The organism is Pseudomonas sp. DW-iso17 (assembly GCF_058725345.1).
This window is the reverse complement of the sequence record NZ_JBZXEA010000046.1, coordinates 171,420-186,714: the sequence shown is the minus strand read 5'-3', so window position 1 is coordinate 186,714 and position 15,295 is coordinate 171,420. Positions and strand designations below refer to the sequence as shown.

The window sequence follows — 15,295 nt, the reverse complement described above, 5'->3', positions numbered from 1 at the left end:
ACCTATGGCTATCGCAGGCAAGCCAGCTCTCACAATTTGACTGTATTTACAGATTAAGGGTCAGGCTAACCGTGAAGTTGCGCGGCTCGCCGGGGTTGACCCAATAGTTGCTGTAGGACCGCTCGTAGTACTTTTCATTGAATAGGTTGTTAAGGTTCAGCCCCACCGTCACATTCTGCGTGGCCTTGTAATGGGCCAGCAAATCTACGGTGTGGTAGGCGGGCAGTTCGAAGCCTGTGCCGGCTTCGCCTGAGCGGTCACCTACATAGGTGAACGCTGCGCCCAGGTCTGAGCCACGCAACGCGCCGTCCTGGAACTCATACACGCCCAACACACTGCCACTGCGCTTGGCCACGCCGAGAATGCGGCTGCCCGTGGGGATGGTTTTGTCGCCCTTGGTCACTTCGGCGTCGATGTAGGCCAAGGCGCCGATCACGCGGACTGCGTCGGTCACTTGCCCGGTTACTTGCAGGTCGAAGCCCTGGCTGCGGGCCTTGCCCATGGCGCGGTTGAGGTTGGTCGCCGGGTCCAGGGTCAGCACGTTTTCCTTCTCGATATGAAAGGCCGCCAGGGTGGCGCTGAGGCGGTCGTCAAACAGCTCGCTCTTGATTCCCACCTCATAACCCACGCCTTCTTCGGGCTTGAAGGACTTGCCGCCGGCATCCAGGCCGCTATTGGGCTTGAACGACGTGGAGGCGTTGGCAAACACGCCGACTTCTGGCGTGAGCTGGTAGAGCAGGCCGGCGCGCTGAGTGAAGGCGTCGTGGGTTTGGCGGCTCTTGGCGTGGTTGCGGGTGAAGTCGTCGGTGCTTTGTTCGAAATGCTCGAAGCGCGCACCGATCATGCCGCGCAGGCGGTCGGTGAAGATGATCTGGTCTTGCAGGTTCAGTGCGTGGCTTTTGGTTTGTTCGAAGAAGTCGGTGCCGGAGCGTATGCCGTTGGGTTTGGGCTGGCCGTACACCGGTTTGTAGATGTCGATGGGATAGTCGCCAGCGATCGCCGTCACGCGCTCCTTCTTGCGGTAATCCTCGTATTCGGTACCGATCAACAGTTCATGTTGCCAACTGCCGATATCGAACACCCCGCGTAGTTCCAGCTGGGTGATGCTGTCATGCCAACCGGTGGAGCGTTCACGGTAGCGGCGATTGACGCTGTGGCCGTCTGCGTTCAATGCTCGGCTTTCCGAAGCATCGCCCCACAGGCTGCCTTGCTTGTAATGGCTGGCCAGGCGCAGTTTCCAGGCGTCGTTGAGGTGGTGTTCCAACGCCGCCTGAATGCGGTTGTTGTGGTTGCGGATATTGCCGTCGTTGGGCTCGCCGAGGAAGGTGGAATGGGACATGCCGGTGTTGGCGACGATGCCCCGGTCGAAGGTGGAGCTGTGGCGCACGAATTCGCTTTCCACCAGCAGCGTGGTGTCCGGGTCCAGTTGCCAACTGAAGGAGGGCGCGACGAACACGCGCTTGGCGTCGACGTGATCGCGAAAGCTGTGGTTGTCTTCAACCGCCAGGTTCACTCGCGTCAGCACGCGCCCCTCGCTGTCCAGCGGCGTATTCACATCCAGCGCGGTGCGGTAACGGTCCCAACTGCCGGCGCTGGTCTGCAGCGTGGTGAAGGCCTCGGGCTGGGGTTTCTTGGTGACGATATTCACCGTGCCGCCGGGATCGCCACGCCCATAGAGGCTGGCGGCGGGGCCCTTGAGCACTTCGATGCGCTCGATATTCGCTGCGTCCGGGGTGCTGGGGTAACCACGGTTGGCGCTGAAACCATCCTGGTAGAACTCGGACGTGGTGAAGCCGCGCACGCTGTATTCGTAGAGGGTCAGGCCGCCGAAGTTGTTTTGCTTGGACACACCGCCGGCGAATTCCAGGGCGCGTTCAACGCTGGTACTGCCCAGGTCTTTGAGTACCGTGGCCGGAATCACGCTGATCGACTGCGGGATGTCGCGCAAGGCCGTGTCGGTCTTGGTCGCACTGGCAGAGCGGGTGGCACGGTAGCCGTCGACCGGACCGGTGGCGGATTCATAGGCGTCGGAAGTGACGCTGATGGTGTCCAGCTCCAGGGTGTTTTCTTCGGCGTAGGCAGGGTCGAGCAGCAAACCCAGGGCCAGGCCGGCCAGGGGCACAAACTTTCGAGACGACATGATAGAGCGTTCCAATAGCGATATTGAAACAATATAACATGCCTAATGAGAATGAATCGCTAAGAAATATAGCCTTACAAGCGCCCGCGAACGGGCGCGTGGGTCGCGACGGTTATTGCTCTTCTTTCACTGGCGCGGTCGCCGGTGGTGGGCGCAGGCCGATTTCCGCCGACAGTTTGATCTCCTTGCCGTTGCGCATCACCAGGATCGCCACCTTGTCGGTCGGCTTGATCCGCGCCACCTGGTTCATGGACTTGCGGCCATCACCCGCCGGCGCGCCGTCGATGCTGAGGATCACATCGCCCAGTTGCAGGCCGGCTTTCTGCGCCGGGCCGTCGCGGAAGATCCCCGCTACCACGATGCCTGGACGCCCGGTCAGGCCAAATGACTCGGCCAGTTCCTTGGTCAAAGGCTGTACTTCAATGCCCAGCCAGCCGCGAATCACCTGGCCGTGCTCAATGATCGACTTCATCACTTCCATCGCCAGCTTTACCGGGATGGCAAAACCAATGCCCTGTGAACCGCCAGACTTGGAAAAAATCGCGGTGTTGATGCCAGTCAGGTTGCCATTGGCGTCCACCAGCGCACCGCCCGAGTTGCCGGGGTTGATCGCCGCGTCGGTCTGGATGAAATCTTCGTAGCTGTTAAGGCCCAACTGGTTACGCCCGGTGGCGCTGATGATGCCCATGGTCACCGTTTGCCCCACTCCGAACGGGTTGCCGATGGCCAGCGCCACATCGCCCACGCGCAAACCGTCGGAGCGGCCGAGGGTGATGGCCGGCAGGTTCTTCAGATCAATCTTGAGTACCGCCAGATCCGTTTCCGGGTCGCTGCCCACCACACGGGCCAGGGTTTCGCGGCCGTCACGCAGGGCCACCACGATCTGGTCGGCGCCCGTGGTCACGTGGTTGTTGGTGAGGATGTAGCCTTCGGGGCTCATGATCACGCCGGAGCCGAGGCTGGATTCCATGCGGCGCTGCTTGGGGCCGTTGTCACCGAAATAGCGGCGAAATTGCGGGTCTTCAAACAACGGATGCGCAGGTTTGTTGATGACCTTGGTGGTGTACAGGTTGACCACCGCCGGAGCGGCGATGACCACGGCATCGGCATAGGTCACCGGCCCTTGCACCACTGTGTTGGTCTGCGGCGCCTGTTGCAGGTTCACATCCAGTGTGGGCAGGCCCACCCACTGGGGATAACGCTGGATAATCAGCATCGCGATCAGCACGCCAGCCAACAATGGCCATCCAAAAAAACGCAGTGCCTTGAGCATCAAGTAAGTCCTGACAGGTTGCAGGGGGCGGGAGAGCGCCCATAATGTCGCGCATTATACGAGGCTGTGACGCCTGCGAACGGGATATTTAGGAGTCTTTTATGGCCGTGCCCCTTACTACCCTCGTCGAGGAAGCCGACCGCTACCTCGGCAGCGCCAAAATTGCCGATTACTGCCCCAATGGCCTGCAGGTCGAGGGCCGGCCCCAAGTGATGCGCATCGTCAGCGGCGTGACCGCCAGCCAAGCCCTGCTGGACGCCGCCGTCGAAGCCAAGGCCGACCTGGTGCTGGTGCACCACGGTTACTTCTGGAAGGGCGAAAACCCATGCATTACCGGCATGAAGCAGCGCCGCCTCAAAACCCTGCTCAAGCATGACATCAGCCTGCTGGCCTACCACTTACCCCTGGACCTGCACGCCGATGTCGGCAACAACGTGCAACTGGCTCGCCACCTGGACATCACCGTCGAAGGCCCGCTGGACCCCGGCAACCCAAAAATCGTCGGCCTGGTCGGCTCCCTGGCCGAGCCCTTGTCACCCCGCGACTTCGCCCGCCGCGTGCAGGAAGTGATGGGCCGCGAACCGCTGCTGATCGAAGGCAGCGAGATGATTCGCCGCGTCGGCTGGTGTACCGGTGGCGGCCAGGGCTACATCGACCAGGCGATTGCCGCGGGTGTCGATTTGTACCTGAGCGGTGAAGCGTCCGAACAGACCTTCCACAGCGCCCGGGAAAACGACATCAGCTTCATCGCCGCCGGCCATCACGCCACCGAACGCTATGGCGTGCAGGCGCTAGGCGACTATCTGGCGCGGCGCTTTGCCCTGGAGCATCTGTTCATCGACTGCCCCAATCCGATCTAAAGCACAGCATGAACACCGTGGGCGCTGGCTTGCCTGCGATGGCATCACCTCGGTCAGCCTGAAGGAGCACGGCGCCTGTATCGCAGGCAAGCCAGATCCCACATTGAGCGAGTTGGGCGCCAAACTCGGCGGCATATTCATATACCGTTTCGGTCTAGCTGGCTCCCTAAATAGAAGAAGTTGCTGTGCTAGCATGCCTCGCTCGAACACGGCCCGCTGGCCGTCCATAAGATCGTTTTTCCGTGAGTAACCATGGTCGACAAACTGACGCATCTGAAACAGCTGGAGGCGGAAAGCATCCACATCATCCGCGAGGTCGCCGCCGAGTTCGATAACCCGGTGATGCTCTACTCGATCGGTAAAGACTCCGCCGTGATGCTGCACCTGGCACGCAAGGCCTTCTTCCCGGGCAAACTGCCATTTCCGGTGATGCACGTCGACACTCGCTGGAAATTCCAGGAGATGTACAAGTTCCGCGACAAGATGGTCGAGGAATTGGGGCTGGACCTCATCACCCACATCAACCCCGATGGCGTGGCGCAGAACATCAACCCGTTCACCCACGGCAGTGCCAAGCACACCGATATCATGAAGACCGAGGGCCTCAAGCAGGCGCTGGACAAGCATGGTTTCGACGCAGCATTCGGCGGTGCCCGTCGCGATGAAGAGAAATCCCGTGCCAAAGAGCGCGTGTACTCGTTCCGCGACAGCAAGCACCGTTGGGACCCGAAGAACCAACGCCCGGAGCTGTGGAACGTCTACAACGGCAACGTCAACAAGGGCGAGTCGATCCGCGTGTTCCCGCTGTCCAACTGGACCGAGCTTGACATCTGGCAGTACATCTACCTGGAAGGCATTCCGATCGTGCCGCTGTACTTCGCCGCCGAGCGCGAGGTGATCGAGAAGAACGGCACGTTGATCATGATCGACGACGACCGCATCCTCGAGCACCTGTCCGACGAAGACAAAGCCCGTATCGTCAAAAAGAAAGTACGTTTCCGCACCCTTGGCTGCTACCCGTTGACGGGTGCGGTGGAGTCCGAAGCCGAGACGCTGACGGACATCATTCAGGAAATGCTCCTGACGCGAACTTCCGAGCGCCAGGGCCGTGTCATCGACCACGATGGTGCAGGCTCGATGGAAGATAAAAAACGGCAGGGGTACTTCTAAGCTTCGAGTTACAAGCGGCAAGCTGCAAGTTAAGAGCGGTATGCGTAATTTTGTAGCTTGGTGCTTGCAGCCGGTTGTTGCGAGCCGCGTTGAGTGACTCGTAATGGATTTCGAGAAGTTGGTTGTTTGGCAAAGAAGCAAGTGTTTAGCGGTGGGAATCTATCGAGAGTTTGCGCAGTGCCGGGATCTGGGTTTCAAGGACCAGATTACCCGCTCAGCGCTTTCAGTGCCCTCCAACATTGCTGAAGGCATGGAGCGTTGCAGTGCCAAAGAAAAGATCCGTTTTCTTTGGATTGCGAAGGCTTCTTGTGGAGAGTTGCGTACGCAGATTCTCATCGGTAGTGACATTGCCTACATCGCCCAGCCGCTGGCTGATAACTGGATTACAGAAACTCGCGAGCTCTCAAAAATGCTCTGCGGCCTGATCAACAAAATTTCTGACTAGCTGTACGCCGACAAGCTTGCCGCTTGAAGCTTACAGCTCGGAGCTTAAACACAATGAGCCATCAATCTGATTTGATCAGCGAGGACATCCTCGCCTACCTGGGCCAGCACGAGCGCAAAGAGATGTTGCGCTTCCTGACCTGCGGCAACGTCGATGACGGCAAGAGCACCCTGATCGGGCGCCTGCTGCACGACTCCAAGATGATCTACGAAGATCACCTGGAAGCCATTACCCGCGACTCGAAGAAGTCCGGCACCACCGGTGACGATATCGACCTGGCGTTGCTGGTCGATGGCCTGCAGGCCGAGCGTGAGCAGGGCATCACCATCGATGTTGCCTACCGCTATTTCTCCACCGCCAAGCGCAAATTCATCATCGCCGATACCCCCGGCCATGAGCAGTACACCCGCAACATGGCCACCGGTGCGTCTACCTGTGACCTGGCGATCATCCTGATCGACGCCCGCTACGGCGTGCAGACCCAGACCCGTCGTCACAGCTACATCGCCTCGTTGCTGGGCATCAAACACATCGTGGTGGCCATCAACAAGATGGACATCAACGGCTTTGACCAAAGCGTATTCGAGTCGATCAAGGCCGATTACCTGAAGTTCGCCGAAGGTATCGCATTCAAGCCGAGCACCCTGGCCTTCGTGCCGATGTCGGCGCTCAAGGGCGACAACGTGGTGAACAAGAGCGAGCGTTCGCCCTGGTACACCGGCCAGTCGCTGATGGAGATCTTGGAGACTGTCGAGATCGCCAACGACCGCAACTACACCGACCTGCGTTTCCCGGTGCAATACGTCAACCGCCCGAACCTGAACTTCCGTGGGTTTGCCGGCACCCTGGCGAGCGGCATCGTGCACAAGGGTGACGAAGTGGTGGTATTGCCGTCGGGCAAGAGCAGCCGCGTCAAATCCATCGTCACCTTTGAAGGTGAGCTGGAACACGCAGGCCCAGGCCAGGCCGTGACCTTGACCATGGAAGATGAGATCGACATCTCCCGTGGCGACCTGTTGGTGCATGCCGACAACGTGCCGCAAGTGACCGACGCCTTCGACGCCATGCTGGTGTGGATGGCTGAAGAACCGATGCTGCCGGGCAAGAAATACGACATCAAACGCGCCACCAGCTACGTGCCGGGTTCCATCACCAGCATCGTGCACCGCGTGGACGTAAACACCCTGGCCGAAGGCCCGGCGAGTTCGCTGCAGCTCAACGAAATTGGTCGGGTCAAGGTCAGCCTGGACGCCGCCATCGCCCTGGACGGTTACGACAGCAACCGCACCACCGGCGCGTTCATCGTGATCGATCGCTTGACCAACGGCACGGTCGCCGCGGGCATGATCATCGCGCCACCGGTGGGTCATGGCGGCGCTGCGCAGCACGGCAGCCTGGCGCATGTCGCCACCGAAGAGCGCGCCCTGCGTTTCGGCCAGCAGCCGGCCACGGTGTTGTTCAGCGGCTTGTCGGGCGCAGGCAAGAGCACTCTGGCCTATGCGGTCGAGCGCAAGCTGTTCGACATGGGCCGTGCGGTGTTCGTACTGGACGGCCAGAACCTGCGTCACGACCTGAACAAAGGGTTGCCGCAGGACCGTGCCGGGCGTACCGAGAACTGGCGTCGTGCCGCTCATGTGGCGCGTCAGTTCAATGAAGCCGGCCTGTTGACTCTGGCAGCCTTCGTTGCGCCGGATGCCGAAGGCCGTGAACAGGCCAAGGCGCTGATTGGTGCGGACCGACTGCTGACCGTCTACGTGCAGGCATCGCCGTTGGTGTGCGCCGAGCGTGACCCGCAAGGTTTGTACGCGGCCGGTGGGGATAACATCCCTGGCGAATCCTTCCCGTATGACGTGCCGCTGAATGCCGACCTTGTGATCGACACCCAGGCGTTGTCGCTGGAAGACAGCGTCAAGCAAGTGCTGGAACTGTTACGTCAGCGCGGCGCGATCTAAGCTTTAATTGCCGCACAAAAAAGCCCGCCACCGGTTACCCGGTGGCGGGCTTTTTACATATTCTCAAATATGGACTCGGTCAATGTGGGAGCTGGCTTGCCTGCGATAGCAGACTGTCAGTTTATTGATCCTTAGCTGATCCACCGCTATCGCAGGCAAGCCAGCCCCCACATTAAATTGCATCCACATGTTGATCAGCGGCTGGCCGGAAAGTCTTTGTGCAGCTGTTCCAACAATGCATCCTTGTCTTGCCACAACTGGTTGATCCAGCCCTGGAACGCCAGTCGATATTCCCCATCCTGCTCATAATTCTTGCCGATGAATTCGGCCGGTATCTGCACCTCTTCAAAGTGCACCACCACGTCCTTCACGTTACCGCACAGCAAATCCCAATAACCTGGGCGCCCGGCGGGGTAGTGGATGGTCACATTGATCAGTGACTTGAGCTGCTCGCCCATGGCATCCAACACAAACGCAATGCCGCCCGCCTTGGGTTTAAGCAGGTAGCGAAACGGTGACTGCTGCTGCGCATGCTTGCCCGGCGTAAAGCGTGTGCCTTCGGCAAAGTTGAAAATCCCCACGGGATTGTCGCGAAACTTCGCACAGGTCTTGCGCGTGGTTTCCAGGTCTTTGCCTTTCTTCTCCGGGTGCTTCTCCAAATAAGCCTTGCTGTAGCGCTTCATGAAGGGGAAGCCCAGCGCCCACCACGCCAGACCAATCACCGGTACCCAGATCAGCTCTTGCTTGAGGAAGAACTTCAGGGGGCGAATGCGCCGATTGAGCACGTACTGCAACACCATGATGTCGACCCAGCTCTGATGGTTGCTGGTCACCAGGTACGAGTGCTGGTAGTCCAGGCCCTCAAGGCCAGTCAGGTGCCAGCGCGTACGGCGCACCAGGTTCATCCAACCCTTGTTGTTGGTGACCCAGGCTTCATGGGTGTGGTTCATCAGCCATTCGCTCAGGCGCTTGGCGAACGGCAGCGCCTTGAACAGCGCCACGATAAACAGGAACGAACACAGCAGGATCGTGTTCAGCGCCAGCAACAGCGAAGCGATCACCCCGCGCACGGCGGCAGGTAGAAAATCCAGCATTTAGATATCCATGGGTCGGTTGGCGGCTTGGATCGCCGTCAGGGCGATGGTGTACACGATGTCGTCCACCTGGGCGCCTCGTGGCAGGTCATTGACCGGTTTGCGCAGGCCCTGGAGCATCGGCCCCAGGCTCACGCAATCGGCGCTGCGTTGTACGGCTTTGTGGGTGGTGTTGCCGGTGTTCAGGTCCGGGAATACAAAGACGGTGGCCTTGCCTGCCACCTGGCTGTTGGGCGCCAGTTGTCGGGCGACGTTTTCGTTGGCGGCAGCGTCGTATTGCAACGGGCCGTCGATCAGCAGCGAGCTTTGTTGTTCGTGGGCGAGCAGGGTGGCTTCGCGGACTTTTTCCACCTCCTCGCCGCTGGCCGAGTCACCGCTGGAATAGCTGATCATCGCCACCCGTGGCGTGATGCCGAACGCGGCCGCCGAGTCGGCGCTTTGCAGGGCGATTTCCGCCAGTTCCGCAGCGCTTGGGTGCGGGTTCATCACGCAGTCGCCGTACACCAGTACCTGCTCGGGGAACAGCATAAAGAACACCGACGACACCAAGGTGCAGCCCGGCGCGGTCTTGATCAGTTGCAGGGCAGGGCGAATGGTATTGGCGGTGGAGTGAATAACGCCGGAGACCAGGCCATCCACTTCGTCGAGAGCGAGCATCATGGTGGCGATCACCACGGTGTCTTCCAGTTGTTGCTCGGCCATGGGCGCGTTGAGGCTTTTGCTCTTGCGCAAGGCGACCATTGGCTCCACGTAGCGTTGGCGAATCAGGTCGGGGTCGAGAATCTCCAGGCCTTCGGGCAGGTCGATACCCTGGGCGCGGGCGACTGCCTCCACATCCGCAGGCTTGGCCAGCAGCACGCAACGGGCAATGCCGCGGGCCTGGCAGATTGCGGCGGCCTGTACGGTCAGCGGCTCGCTGCCTTCGGGCAACACGATGCGTTTGTTGGCGGCCTGGGCGCGTTGGATCAACTGGTAACGGAACACCGCCGGCGACAGGCGCATCTCCCGCGGCGTGCCGCAACGCTGGTGCAGCCAGCGCGCATCGAGGTGGCTGGCGACGAAGTCGGTGATGATTTCCGCACGCTCGCGGTCATCGATAGGGATTTCCTTGTTGAGGCTATTGAGCTGGTTGGCGGTGTCATAGGAGCCGGTGCTCACCGACAACACCGGCAACCCGGCCTGGAAGGCGCCCCGGCACAGATCCATGATGCGTGGGTCGGGCAGGGTGTCGCTGGTCAGCAGCAGCCCGGCCAGCGGCACGCCATTGATGGCGGCCAGGCTGACGGCGAGGATGATGTCATCGCGATCTCCCGGGGTCACCACCAACACGCCGGGTTTGAGCAGCTCGACGGTGTTACGCATGGTGCGTGCGCAAATGATGATCTTGGTCATGCGCCGGCTTTCGTAGTCGCCGGCGTTGAGGATCTGCGCGCCCATCAGGTCGGCCACGTCGCGGGTGCGCGGGGCATTCAGCTCGGGTTGGTAGGGGATGCAGCCGAGCAGCCGGAAATCGCCGCTGCGCAACAGCGGCGAATGCTCTTTGAGGCGCGCCGAGAAGGCTTCCATGCTTTCGTCGGTGCGTACCTTGTTGAGGATTACGCCCAGCACTTTCGGGTCTTTGGGACCGCCAAACAGTTGGGCCTGCAATTCCACACGGCCGGAAAGCTCGGTGAGCACTTCATTTTCCGGCGCCGAGACCAGGATCACTTCGGCGTCCAGGCTCTTGGCCAGGTGCAGGTTGACCCGTGCCGCGTAGCTGGCGCTGCGGGTCGGCACCATGCCTTCGACGATCAGCACGTCTTTGCCTACGGCTGCCTGTTGGTAAAGGGTGATGATCTCTTCGAGCAGCTCATCGAGCTGGCCGTCGCCGAGCATGCGCTCCACGTGAGCCAGGCCCAGGGGCTGCGGCGGTTTCAGGCCGTGGGTGCGCGCCACCAGCTCGGTGGAGCGTTCCGGCCCGGTATCGCCAGGGTGTGGCTGGGCGATGGGTTTGAAAAAACCGACTTTCAGGCCGGCCCGTTCCAGGGTGCGCACCAGCCCAAGGCTGATGGAGGTCAGACCCACACCAAAATCGGTGGGCGCGATAAAAAAAGTCTGCATGCGAATTCTCTGGAGGTGCATGGCTTGGGTGGCGCTCTATGGGTGAGTGCCTACCGCGAATCAGGCGCCAAGGTTATCGTTATTCGTGCCCTTGCGCACACCAGCCGCACGCAAAGGCCTGGCCTATTTTTTCAAGGCGTTGCGCGGGGTCGAGCACCCAGGGGCGCGACTGCCAGGGCGGTTGGTGGCGCAGGTGCTGGGTGTGGCCGCAGGACAGCTCGGCCACCCAGTGGCCATCGTCGTCCTGATGAAAACCTGTGATCGTGACCGTTGATCGGCCCCGTCCGTCCGGGTTCCGTTCGCTTTCGGGCAAATCCTTGTTTAGACTTGTCCGTTCTTCATTCTTTTGCAAAAGGTCTCGCCCCATGACGATCGCCGCTAACAAGGCTGTCTCCATCGACTATACCCTGACCAACGACGCTGGTGAGGTCATCGACAGCTCCGCCGGCGGCGCGCCGCTGGTTTACCTGCAAGGCGCAGGTAACATCATCCCGGGCCTGGAAAAGGCTCTGGAAGGCAAGAACGTCGGTGACGAACTGACCGTCGCCGTAGAACCTGAAGATGCCTACGGCGAATACTCCGCCGAACTGGTCAGCACCTTGAGCCGCAGCATGTTCGAAGGTGTTGATGAGCTGGAAGTGGGCATGCAGTTCCACGCTTCCTCGCCGGACGGCCAAATGCAGATCGTCACCATCCGCGACCTGGACGGCGACGACGTTACCGTTGACGGCAACCACCCTCTGGCGGGCCAGCGCCTGAACTTCCAAGTGAAGATCGTGGCCATCCGCGACGCTTCCCAGGAAGAAGTGGCTCACGGCCACGTCCACGGTGAAGGCGGTCATCACCATTGATTGTGGTTTGATCAATCGGTATCAAAAACGCCCCGACTGGTTCGGGGCGTTTTTTTGCCTTGAGAATATTCCCGGTCAACTTTCTGTAGGCGCGAGCGTGCTCGCGAAAAACCTGAGAACCCCTCGGGCACCAGGCTTCCCGCGTCATCGTTAACGATCTTCGCGAGCAAGCTCGCTCCTACAGTTTTCAGGGGGCAAACAAAAATGCCCCGGACCTTTCGGTACGGGGCATTTCTTAACTGTTACGCAACCTGGGCTACGTGGCAGTTGTTACCACTTAGGCTGCAGCAGGAACGCTCAGAGCCTTGATGTGGCCATTCAGGCGGCTCTTATGGCGAGCGGCCTTGTTCTTGTGGATGATGCCTTTATCGGCCATACGGTCGATAACAGGCACAGCCAGAACGTAAGCTGCTTGAGCTTTTTCAGCGTCTTTGGTGTCGATGGCTTTGACTACATTCTTGATGTAGGTGCGAACCATGGAACGCAGGCTGGCGTTGTGGCTGCGACGCTTCTCAGCCTGTTTTGCACGTTTTTTGGCGGAAGGTGTGTTGGCCACCGTCGAGCTCCTCGAAAGACTTTTTAGGAAATAGCAAACAAAATAGGCCGCGAATCATGCCGATGACTTGACGGGTTGTCAAGGGCGGCTGATGCGAACTGCTGAGTGGTCGATCTGAAGAGGCGGGTGATTTATTTCCGGCGCTTGACCTGTAAACTCGCGAGCTTTGGCTCTGTGCTGTTGCAGGCGCGCAGTATCGCATAAGTGGGCGCGTAGTTCGCCTGCTCTTTATCTATAGGCGCAAACTCTTTCAATGAATCTGCTCAAATCGTTGGCTGCCGTCAGCTCTATCACGATGATTTCCAGGGTGTTGGGGTTCGTGCGTGACACCCTGCTGGCCCGCATCTTTGGCGCCAGCATGGCCACGGATGCGTTCTTTATTGCCTTTAAACTGCCCAACCTGTTGCGGCGGATCTTTGCCGAAGGCGCGTTTTCCCAGGCGTTCGTGCCGATTCTGGCCGAGTACAAGACCCAGCATGGCGAGGAGGCGACCCGTACGTTTATCGCCTACGTCTCAGGTTTGCTGACGCTGGTGCTGATGCTGGTAACCATCGTCGGGATGCTCGCCGCGCCCTGGGTGATCTGGGCCACGGCGCCCGGTTTTGCCAATACGCCGGAAAAGTTCGCGCTGACCACTGATCTGCTGCGGGTGACCTTTCCTTATATATTGCTGATTTCCCTGTCTTCGCTCGCCGGGGCGATCCTCAATACCTGGAATCGTTTCTCGGTACCGGCCTTTGTGCCGACCTTGCTGAACGTCAGCATGATTATTTTTGCGTTGTTCCTTACGCCGTATTTCGATCCGCCCGTCATGGCCCTGGGCTGGGCGGTCCTGGCCGGCGGCCTGGCACAGTTGCTGTACCAGCTGCCGCACCTGAAAAAAATCGGCATGCTTGTACTGCCGCGCTTGAACCTCAAGGATTCCGGCGTCTGGCGCGTGATGCGCAACATGCTGCCGGCGATCCTCGGGGTGTCGGTCAGTCAGATTTCCCTGATCATCAACACCGCGTTCGCCTCGTTGCTGGTATCCGGCTCGGTGTCGTGGATGTACTACGCCGACCGCCTGATGGAATTGCCATCCGGTGTGCTGGGCGTGGCGTTGGGCACCATCCTGCTGCCGACCCTGGCGCGTACCTACGCCAGCAAGGATCGCCAGGAATACTCACGCATACTCGATTGGGGCCTGCGCCTATGCTTTCTGCTGGTGTTGCCGTGCGCCCTGGCCCTGGGCATCCTCGCCGAACCGTTGACGGTCTCGCTGTTTCAATACGGGCAGTTCGACGCCCATGACGCCTTGATGACCCAGCATGCGCTGGTCGCCTACTCCGTCGGTCTGCTCGGCATTATCGTGATCAAAGTGCTGGCGCCCGGCTTCTACGCTCAGCAAAACATCCGTACCCCGGTGAAAATCGCGATTTTCACCCTAGTTGTTACTCAACTGCTCAACCTGGTGTTTATCGGCCCGCTGGCCCACGCCGGCCTGGCTTTGGCGATCAGCGCGGGGGCATGTATAAACGCAGGCCTGCTGTTTTACCAATTGCGTAAACAGCAGATGTACCAACCACAGCCCGGCTGGGGCGTGTTTGCGCTCAAGCTGCTGGTGGCGGTCGCCGCGATGTCGGTTGTGCTCTTTGCCCTGATGCACCTCATGCCGGCCTGGGACCAAGGTAATATGCTGGAGCGCTTCATGCGCCTGGGTGTATTGGTGGTCGCGGGCGTGGCGGTGTACTTCGGGATGTTGCTGTTGCAGGGTTTCCGCCTGCGTGATTTCAATCGCAAGTCGTTGGGATAGAGACTTTGCCGCGATAAAACGGTTGTTTTATCGATTCGACCCATTTGGCCTGCGCAGTTGCCTGTCGTCCGGGGCTGGGTGTGGTTATAATCGACCACTTTATGAGCAAGAAGCGCGTTATGCAGCTGGTTCGAGGTCTCCACAACCTGCGCCCCGAGCATCGGGGCTGCGTCGCCACTATTGGCAACTTTGACGGTGTTCACCGTGGCCACCAGGCTATCCTGGCTCGGCTGCGCGAGCGTGCGGTCGAGTTGGGCGTGCCCAGCTGCGTGGTGATTTTTGAGCCACAACCGCGGGAGTTCTTTACCCCCGAAACCGCGCCGGCCCGCTTGGCGCGCTTGCGGGACAAGCTGCAACTGTTGGCGGAGGAGGGCGTGGACCGTGTCCTCTGCCTGGCATTCAACCAGCGTTTGCGCAGCCTCAGCGCCGCCGAGTTCGTCGACCGCATCCTGGTGGACGGCTTGGGTGTACAGCACCTGGAGGTCGGCGACGACTTCCATTTCGGTTGTGACCGGGTCGGGGATTTCGATTTCCTGCAACATGCCGGCGTCAATCAGGGTTTCACTGTCGAAGCCGCGCAAACCGTCGAACTGGACGGCCTGCGCGTGAGCAGCACCCAGGTGCGTAACGCCCTGGCCGCCGCCGACTTCGACCTGGCCGAGCGTTTGCTCGGTCGCCCGTTCCGCATTGCCGGACGGGTATTGCACGGCCAGAAGCTGGCGCGCCAATTGGGCACGCCAACCGCCAACGTGCAACTCAAGCGCCGTCGTGTGCCGCTGACCGGGGTTTACCTGGTAAGCGTCGACATCGACGGCCAATCGTGGCCAGGAGTCGCCAATATAGGCGTCAGGCCCACGGTTGCAGGTGATGGCAAGGCCCACCTGGAAGTTCACCTTTTGGATTTTGCCGGTGATTTATACGACCGGCGTTTGACGGTGGTTTTCCACCAGAAGCTGCGTGAAGAGCAGCGTTTCGCCTCCCTGGAGGCGTTGAAAACGGCGATCAATGCGGATGTCGCCGCCGCCCGTGCACTAGCCGCACCTAGCGCCCATCGCTAACCGA

General features: G+C 60.1%; 13 protein-coding genes. 7 read left to right on the top strand and 6 right to left on the bottom strand.

Features of this window, described 5'->3' with window-relative positions; all coding sequences use genetic code 11:
• Positions 1 to 46 precede the first annotated feature (46 nt).
• Together AC4PS6_RS25920 and algW are read right to left on the bottom strand one after the other, a co-directional pair.
• Positions 47 to 2,140 carry a TonB-dependent siderophore receptor gene (locus AC4PS6_RS25920; protein ID WP_336827359.1) on the bottom strand — a complete coding sequence of 698 codons (2,094 nt, stop codon included), beginning with the start codon at positions 2,138 to 2,140 and terminating at the stop codon, positions 47 to 49.
• A gap of 112 nt (positions 2,141 to 2,252) precedes the next feature.
• Positions 2,253 to 3,413 (bottom strand): Do family serine endopeptidase AlgW, encoded by a 1,161-nt coding sequence (gene algW / locus AC4PS6_RS25915; RefSeq protein WP_003188388.1) that lies wholly within the window; start codon positions 3,411 to 3,413, stop codon positions 2,253 to 2,255.
• Between the two features lie 101 nt (positions 3,414 to 3,514).
• On the opposite strand from algW, the gene AC4PS6_RS25910 reads away from it, so the two are divergent.
• From AC4PS6_RS25910 to cysN, 4 genes are all read left to right on the top strand, one after another.
• Positions 3,515 to 4,273, top strand: a complete 759-nt coding sequence (locus tag AC4PS6_RS25910; RefSeq protein WP_014716853.1) for a Nif3-like dinuclear metal center hexameric protein — start codon at positions 3,515 to 3,517, stop codon at positions 4,271 to 4,273.
• Between the two features lie 252 nt (positions 4,274 to 4,525).
• Positions 4,526 to 5,443, top strand: coding sequence for a sulfate adenylyltransferase subunit CysD (gene cysD / locus AC4PS6_RS25905; protein ID WP_016971196.1), 918 nt, complete (start codon positions 4,526 to 4,528; stop codon positions 5,441 to 5,443).
• A gap of 103 nt (positions 5,444 to 5,546) precedes the next feature.
• The gene (locus AC4PS6_RS25900) at positions 5,547 to 5,888 is read left to right on the top strand and encodes a four helix bundle protein (protein WP_034128063.1); all 342 of its coding nucleotides are present in this window, start codon (positions 5,547 to 5,549) and stop codon (positions 5,886 to 5,888) included.
• Positions 5,889 to 5,941: 53 nt separating this feature from the next.
• Entirely contained in the window at positions 5,942 to 7,840 is a 1,899-nt protein-coding gene (gene cysN / locus AC4PS6_RS25895; RefSeq protein ID WP_003188392.1) for a sulfate adenylyltransferase subunit CysN, read from the top strand.
• Positions 7,841 to 8,034: 194 nt separating this feature from the next.
• Here cysN and yihG read toward each other — a convergent pair whose 3' ends face one another.
• The 3 genes from yihG to AC4PS6_RS25880 form a co-directional block, all read right to left on the bottom strand.
• A complete protein-coding gene (gene yihG / locus AC4PS6_RS25890; RefSeq protein ID WP_014716856.1) occupies positions 8,035 to 8,934 on the bottom strand; it encodes a 1-acylglycerol-3-phosphate O-acyltransferase, YihG family in 900 nt (299 codons plus the stop codon).
• Positions 8,935 to 11,034 (bottom strand): phosphate acetyltransferase, encoded by a 2,100-nt coding sequence (pta, locus tag AC4PS6_RS25885; RefSeq protein WP_003188396.1) that lies wholly within the window; start codon positions 11,032 to 11,034, stop codon positions 8,935 to 8,937.
• A 79-nt stretch (positions 11,035 to 11,113) separates the two neighbouring features.
• On the bottom strand, positions 11,114 to 11,401 hold the full coding sequence (locus AC4PS6_RS25880; protein WP_072434156.1) for a DUF3565 domain-containing protein: 288 nt from the start codon (positions 11,399 to 11,401) through the stop codon (positions 11,114 to 11,116).
• On the opposite strand from AC4PS6_RS25880, the gene AC4PS6_RS25875 reads away from it, so the two are divergent.
• Positions 11,400 to 11,885 carry an FKBP-type peptidyl-prolyl cis-trans isomerase gene (locus AC4PS6_RS25875; protein WP_492181060.1) on the top strand — a complete coding sequence of 162 codons (486 nt, stop codon included), beginning with the start codon at positions 11,400 to 11,402 and terminating at the stop codon, positions 11,883 to 11,885. The genes AC4PS6_RS25880 and AC4PS6_RS25875 overlap by 2 nt on opposite strands.
• A gap of 277 nt (positions 11,886 to 12,162) precedes the next feature.
• Here the strand turns inward: AC4PS6_RS25875 and rpsT are convergent, their stop codons facing one another.
• Positions 12,163 to 12,441 carry a 30S ribosomal protein S20 gene (rpsT, locus tag AC4PS6_RS25870; RefSeq protein WP_003188401.1) on the bottom strand — a complete coding sequence of 93 codons (279 nt, stop codon included), beginning with the start codon at positions 12,439 to 12,441 and terminating at the stop codon, positions 12,163 to 12,165.
• A gap of 253 nt (positions 12,442 to 12,694) precedes the next feature.
• Here rpsT and murJ point away from each other — a divergent pair, with 253 nt between their 5' ends.
• Positions 12,695 to 14,233, top strand: a complete 1,539-nt coding sequence (gene murJ / locus AC4PS6_RS25865; RefSeq protein ID WP_014716857.1) for a murein biosynthesis integral membrane protein MurJ — start codon at positions 12,695 to 12,697, stop codon at positions 14,231 to 14,233.
• 119 nt (positions 14,234 to 14,352) lie between these two features.
• Positions 14,353 to 15,291 carry a bifunctional riboflavin kinase/FAD synthetase gene (gene ribF / locus AC4PS6_RS25860; RefSeq protein ID WP_003188404.1) on the top strand — a complete coding sequence of 313 codons (939 nt, stop codon included), beginning with the start codon at positions 14,353 to 14,355 and terminating at the stop codon, positions 15,289 to 15,291.
• Positions 15,292 to 15,295 lie beyond the last annotated feature (4 nt).